A 6,160-nucleotide genomic window follows, 5' to 3' on the forward strand; every position below is an offset into this window, starting at 1 on the left:
TCTCCGGCCGGGGACCAAGGACGCAGGAATAAAAAAATACTGCACTCAGCACTAAGTATCGCACCAATAACTCCTTCTACAAAAGGCTTCCAGGTCGAATAGCACTCCTGGAGAACACAGCAGCCCGAGGCTCATTTGGGCTGGAAAACCAGTTCCGGAAAGTCGGTGAAAATACCATCCACACCGATGGACTTCAAGTACTGGATCACCGGCCGGTTATTCACAGTCCACACATTCACCCTCATCCCCCGCCGGTGGGCCCTGGCCACCATCTCCGGCGTGACCACGTCCACACTGGGGTGCAGCAAATCGGGATGCACCAGGTTCACAATATATAGCTTCCGCAGGTACCACGGCGTATCCACATTCCACCAGTTAAGGCCAATGACCAGTGCCGGCTCCAGCCGCCTCACTTTCACCAGCGAAAAGGGATTGAAACTGGAGATGATGGTGCGTTCCACCAGCTGATACCGCCGCACCAACGCCACCACCCGCTCCTCAAAGCCCGGATTGAACCAGCGCCTGGCCTTCAACTCAATGTTGATGAGCACACCCTCAGGTACCAGCTCCAGTACCTCTTCCAGGCGGGGAATCCGGGTTGGGGGATAGTCACCCTGCCATCTGTAGGAGGCATTCAGCCCGGCGATGACCTCGTAGGATGTCTCCCAAACGTACCCGCTGCCCTCGGTGACCCGTTCCAGGTCGTAGTCATGCTTGACGATCAGTTCACCGTCGGACGTTTGCATCACGTCCAGCTCGATGCCGTCCATACCCGCCTCGAAGGCCGCCAAAAAGGATGGCAGGGTATTCTCCGGCGCCCTGGAAGGCACCCCCCGATGGGCCAGGTACAACATTCTTTCCCGGGGATAGAACCGCACCTCGCGCGCTCGCCAGAACCACAGGCGACGGACACACACGGCCATCACCCCACCACCCAGCAGTAAGATCAGCCCCAGGAGTCCGGCGGACACCGAAGGAAATCCTAAGGCTGGAGGATGAGGGTGCTATGAGCGTTTTGCTCTACCGCTTCCCGGCTGAAATCAGCGCTTCGGTACTCACCGGCATTGAACAGCTCCGCCTGATCACGATAATGGCGGCTGAAGGGAGCACCACTCTGGCCGCTGGGGAGCACGGCTAGTGAATGATCCCAATCGCTCAGGTCAATGATGCGGCGGACACTGGCACCGGCAGTTATGGCGAAGGGATTATCGAGACTATATGCTCCGGGATTCACCGTGGCATTGCCCCCCGGGAACGGGAATGGTCCCACGTTGAGGCCCAGCCACCAGTTAAGGAACTTGCCCAGGGTGCCGGCCCCAGCCAGGTCATGGGGATGGGTCAGGGTGTGCACCTTGCCCCAATGCCACTTGGCGATGCGCTTGCCGAGCTCTTCGCTGAGCCGGCTCACCGCTGCCCTAAAAGCCTGGCGGATGATATCATCACGAGTTTCAACTTCAGGCGTATGCAGGTTATCGAACCAGGGCGACTCCCCGCGCTGAAGCAGGTAGGTCACACTGCGATAGGGCAACAATCCCCCGAGCTTAAGATAGTTGGTATAGAAATGGTCACCCGCCTGGTCCATTTCATCCCGGTAGATGGCCGGCACCAGCTCCACGAACCAGGTGTTGAAAATTGCTGCGGGCACTGATTCCGTGGACATGACAAAGTCCCACCGGCGCAGCTGCTCCAGGGCTTCTTTCTCCAGCAGTGTCGGCCCGGCATTACCGGCTTCCTCCGCGCAAGCCGCCAGCAGGAAGGGCAGCACTTCCCGGGCATGGGTGGAGCGATAATCGTTCTGGATAGCCGCGCACGATTCGAGGCTGTGCTCTCGCCGGTCAGCCACGAGCTCAAGGATGCGCTCAATACGCGCCGGCGGCACCCAGTAAGCACTGATGTAATAGGGGAATTCCGGCCCGATGGTTTTGTTATTTGCCGTGGCGATGCAACCTTCGGGTGGATTGTAGCGGTAGGGCATCTCTTCGAAGGGGACGTAGCCCTGCCAGTCCCACTCACCGGAAGCCCCGGGCATGACTAGTAAGCCCGACCCGCCCTTCCTGACAGGCAGGCGCACAAAGGGCCGCCAGCCGATATTGCCCACCCGGTCAGCATAGACCACGTTCTGGCCCGGCACGGTAAACAGGCGGGCCGCCGCACTGAATTCCTCCCAGTTGCGGGCCAGATTCAACTTGATCAGAGCAGCGACTTCGTCGGTGACATCCTGGCCCGTCCAGCGCATGGTCACCGGCTTGTCCGATAGACCAGCAATAGCGTGCCGGTCGTTGATGACCACCCCATGAACCGTCTCCTGTACAATAAGGATCACCGGCTCACCGCCCTTCACCTGAATGGTCTCTTTCCTTTCCGTGAACGGTAGCCATTCGCTGCGGTGCAAGTATCGGCTGGAGTCCCGCGGATTCACCTGCTCTTCGTAAAAGTCGGCATCGTCAGCCATGACATTGGTAAATCCCCAGGCAATATGTTCGTTGTGACCCAGCACCGGCAGAGGCAGGCCGGGCAGGCAGACCCCCCGGGTATTAAAACGGCCGCCGATCAGGTGTATCTCATACCACTTGGCCGGCTGGGTGAAGTCCAGATGGGGATCGTTAGCCAGGATCGGTCGGCCGGTGGTGGTGCGCTCCCCGGATAATACCCAATTGTTGCTGCCACTGAATCCTCCCCCTTCGCCCAGGACCCGCTTAACCTGGTCATGGGCGGCCATTATAGGCTCCGCCAAGGGAGCGAAGGAAGACACCCCGGCCGGGACCACAAAAGGTCTATCGTCCGGATAGGCGGGAATGATATCCCTGGTCATCTCCTCGCCGTACACCTCCATGAGGCGTCCGACGACCATCTCCAGGGCCCAGGACAGGTTGAGTTCATGCCCCATCAGCCGGGCGTAGCCGCAGACGATGGCCGGCTCCCAGGGCAGCGGCTCATGTCCTGCCAGCCGGAATTCCAGCGGCAGGTCATCCACGTGCGTGTCGATGTAGTGATTGATGCCGTCGCAGGCCCACTGCACAATCTGCCTGGTTTCCGGTGCCATCGCCGCCGCCATCTGTTTGCCGATATGGTGGAAACCCCAGGTCCGCAGGTATTTATCGGCGTTCAACAGTCCGGCATTCATCTCGGCCAGACGCCCCCGAACGGCCCGATTGACCAGGTCCATCTGGAACAGGCGCTCGGAAGCCATGACATAACTGGCGGCATAAAAAAGGTCGTGCTCGTTCTCGGCGTAGACGTGGGGCACGGCATATTCGTCAAAGATGACCGTAACCGGCTTTCCCAGGTCCGGCAGGCTGAGTGTTCCAGACCGTATGGGTTCGGGAACGCGCAGCAAAAGATTGGGGTAAAAGACAAATAGCACGATGAGGATCAGAATCAGGAGACCGATCCATTTAAAAAAGTTGCGCATTGTTATACCTATCAGGTATCGGGGGTTCACGGAGGGTGCGCCCTGGGAGTAAAATCCCTGCCAGGCAGCTACTGCAGAGAATTTAGGTGCACGCTGCCGGAAGTAGCAAGGTGTGGCCGTTAATAGCCGGAAGCAGCCCCGACGCCGCTTGGGCAGGTTGGTGTGCTATGCTTCGATTACCACTTTTCGGCGGGGCCGGCCGGATTGTAGCTTCGCGCAGATTACCCGGCCCGGATGCGGCTATTGCCAAACCCAACTGGGTATTGAGAAGGAGTGAAGATGACCGAAGTAGAAGTCCGGCGCGTTGAAGGCACCACCTTCCTGGCCCGGGGACCCTCCAACCACTGGGTGGTCATGGACGCCAGTCGGAAAGATCACGGCCACGATAGCGGCGCCCGACCGGTCGAGCTACTCCTTATGGCCCTGGGGGGCTGCAGCGGTATTGACGTGGAACTCATCCTGCGCAAGATGCGGGTGCAAGTGCGGGATTTGCGCATCCAACTGTCAGGCAAGCGAGCCCGGACGGAACCACGCAAATTCACTCACATTCATGTCGCTTACCACTTCTGGGGTGAGGACCTACCCAGGGAAAAACTGGAACGGGCGGTGAAACTTTCAGAGGAAAAATACTGCTCCGTGACCCACACGATCAACGAATCGGTGGAGATCATTTCAGAGGTGGTGATACATGAAGTCGAAGAACCAGATTAGGCCTTTGATATCAAGAAGGAGCCAGCGGTGACGGAAAAGAATGGTAAATGGGTCTCGGCGGAAGAGGCTGTAAGCCGCATTAAGCCGGGTGACAAAGTCTTTGTGGGCTCGGGTGCCGCGGTGCCCAGGGTGCTGGTACAGGCCATGACGGCCCGGCACGCGGATCTGCGCGAGGTGCAGGTGCACCACATCCTCACGTTGGGTACCACCGAGGAGACGGCGCCCTACACCCTGCCGGGTATGGAGGCGAGCTTCACGCACTATGCCTGGTTCATCGGGCCCAACGTGCGGCAGGCGGTGAACGAAGGTCGGGCCTATTATATTCCGGCCTTCCTGTCGGATGTTCCCCACTTCCTGGCCCAGTTGCCCCCGGATGTCGCGCTGATCCAGGTAAGCCTGCCTGACAACCGGGGCTACTGCAGCCTGGGGGTGTCGGTGGATGTGGTGCGAGCCGCCTACCTGGCCAGCAAGAAAGTGATCGCCGAGGTCAATCCCCGGATGCCGCGGACCTTCGGCTATTCGTTCATCCACGTCCGGCAGATCGAATGCCTGGTGGAAGTGGACTATCCCCTTTATACCTATGAGAGCGAGGAGTTGACCGAGGTCACGCGGAAGATCGGCGAAAATGTGTGCAGCCTGGTAGACGACGGCGCAACCCTGCAGGTGGGCATCGGCGCCATCCCTCAGGCCGCCCTGCAGGGCATGCGCGGGCACAAAGATTTGGGCGTGCACAGCGAGATGATCTCCGACGGCATCATGCAACTGGTCGAGGCCGGGGCTGTCACCAACGGGCGTAAGAACCTGAATCCCGGGAAAACGGTGACCAGCTTCATGATCGGTACGCGCAGGTTGTACGACTGGGCCAATGATAATCCCATCGTCGAGATGCGTCCCTGCGAGTACACCAATGACCCCTTCAACATCGCGCGCAACGACAAGGTGACGGCCATCAATTCGGCCCTCTCCGTGGACCTGAAAGGGCAGGTCTGCGCGGACAGTCTGGGCAAGCGCTTTTACAGCGGCATCGGCGGGCAGGTGGACTTCATCCGCGGCGCCTCCCGCTCCAAAGGAGGCAAACCTATTATCGCCCTGCCCTCCACCGCGAAGGCCGGAGATCAGGTTATATCCCGCATTGCGCCCTACCTCGAGCACGGCGCGGGAGTGGTCACCAGCGAGGGCGACGTGCACTACGTCGTCACCGAGTACGGCAATGCCATTCTCAGCGGCAAGGCCGTAGGCGAGCGGGCCGATCAGCTCATCAGCATCGCCCACCCCGATTTCCGGGAGGAGCTCTATCGCTACGCCCGGGAGAGCGGGTTTACACTGAGGAAATTGTTCTAGTTAAGAAGAGATCTAACCGCAAAGACGCCAAGGATCAGTTCCGAGTTTATAGTTCCTAGTTATCTGTTTTATTTATACTTAGGTGCTTTGCCGATTAATTAATTTTATAAGCCCAGCGCGCCGAGCAGCTGATCAGCATCGCCCACCCTGATTTCCGTGATGAACTCTATCGCTACGCCCGGGAGAGCGGGTTTACGGTGAAGAGGGTGTTTTAGAACGGTCCTTAAGCCGTATCGCCTTGGGTGGGTTCGCCATCCTCAAGGGAGAACTCGATTCCCCCGAATCTCTTCACGACAACATTGTAGATTGCCGCGAACAATGCCACCAGAAGATAAGCTATCAACGGCATGAGAATCAGGTAGAGCACGGCAGCAAGCGGGGCATATTCTCTCTCATGTGGCTCGCCGAACAGACTGATCATGATAAACACAAATACTGCGAGTGGAACCGCCAGACCCACATAAGTGATGGCAATCACCTTACTGGTCTGGTGAATGGAGATTCTTGTGATCTGCTTCATCATCTGGTAATCCTCCTATCTGAATGGGATTAGGGCGGGCTACTTTACCAGGATCACCGGTCCGTAGGCTTTAAGAACCGTGTTCCCCGGCTTGGTGCCTTTCAAGAACGCCTTGAGGGGATTCATCCTGGACTTGCCCATGATGATGATGTGGTCAGTGGCGGCCATTCGGGTGA

The 6,160-nt window shown here is 58.5% G+C and carries 5 protein-coding genes and 1 pseudogene; 3 read left to right on the forward strand and 3 right to left on the reverse strand.

Annotated features, from left to right (window positions below; all coding sequences use genetic code 11):
- Nucleotides 1-131: 131 nt before the first annotated feature.
- Together ACETWG_10455 and ACETWG_10460 are read right to left on the reverse strand one after the other, a co-directional pair.
- Nucleotides 132-971 (reverse strand): glycerophosphodiester phosphodiesterase, encoded by an 840-nt coding sequence (locus ACETWG_10455; GenBank protein ID MFB0517005.1) that lies wholly within the window; start codon nt 969-971, stop codon nt 132-134.
- An 11-nt stretch (nt 972-982) separates the two neighbouring features.
- The gene (locus ACETWG_10460) at nt 983-3,412 is read right to left on the reverse strand and encodes a penicillin acylase family protein (GenBank protein ID MFB0517006.1); all 2,430 of its coding nucleotides are present in this window, start codon (nt 3,410-3,412) and stop codon (nt 983-985) included.
- Nucleotides 3,413-3,691: 279 nt separating this feature from the next.
- On the opposite strand from ACETWG_10460, the gene ACETWG_10465 reads away from it, so the two are divergent.
- From ACETWG_10465 to ACETWG_10475, 3 genes and pseudogenes are all read left to right on the forward strand, one after another.
- The gene (locus ACETWG_10465; GenBank protein ID MFB0517007.1) at nt 3,692-4,123 is read left to right on the forward strand and encodes an OsmC family protein; all 432 of its coding nucleotides are present in this window, start codon (nt 3,692-3,694) and stop codon (nt 4,121-4,123) included.
- A 27-nt stretch (nt 4,124-4,150) separates the two neighbouring features.
- Nucleotides 4,151-5,464, forward strand: a complete 1,314-nt coding sequence (locus ACETWG_10470) for an acetyl-CoA hydrolase/transferase family protein (protein MFB0517008.1) — start codon at nt 4,151-4,153, stop codon at nt 5,462-5,464.
- Between the two features lie 119 nt (nt 5,465-5,583).
- A pseudogene (locus tag ACETWG_10475) lies at nt 5,584-5,679 on the forward strand (hypothetical protein).
- 8 nt (nt 5,680-5,687) lie between these two features.
- Here ACETWG_10475 and ACETWG_10480 read toward each other — a convergent pair.
- A complete protein-coding gene (locus ACETWG_10480) occupies nt 5,688-5,987 on the reverse strand; it encodes a hypothetical protein (protein MFB0517009.1) in 300 nt (99 codons plus the stop codon).
- Between the last annotated feature and the right edge of the window lie 173 nt (nt 5,988-6,160).

Source organism: Candidatus Neomarinimicrobiota bacterium (genome assembly GCA_041862535.1).
Lineage (GTDB): Bacteria > Fidelibacterota > Marinisomatia > SCGC-AAA003-L08 > TS1B11.

Excerpts from the sequence above, each read along its gene's own strand:
- ACETWG_10465 (MFB0517007.1), top strand. The coding sequence starts at position 3,692 with ATGACCGAAGTAGAAGTCCGGCGCGTTGAAGGCACCACCTTCCTGGCC.
- ACETWG_10480 (MFB0517009.1), bottom strand. The coding sequence starts at position 5,987 with ATGATGAAGCAGATCACAAGAATCTCCATTCACCAGACCAGTAAGGTG.
- ACETWG_10460 (MFB0517006.1), bottom strand. The coding sequence starts at position 3,412 with ATGCGCAACTTTTTTAAATGGATCGGTCTCCTGATTCTGATCCTCATC.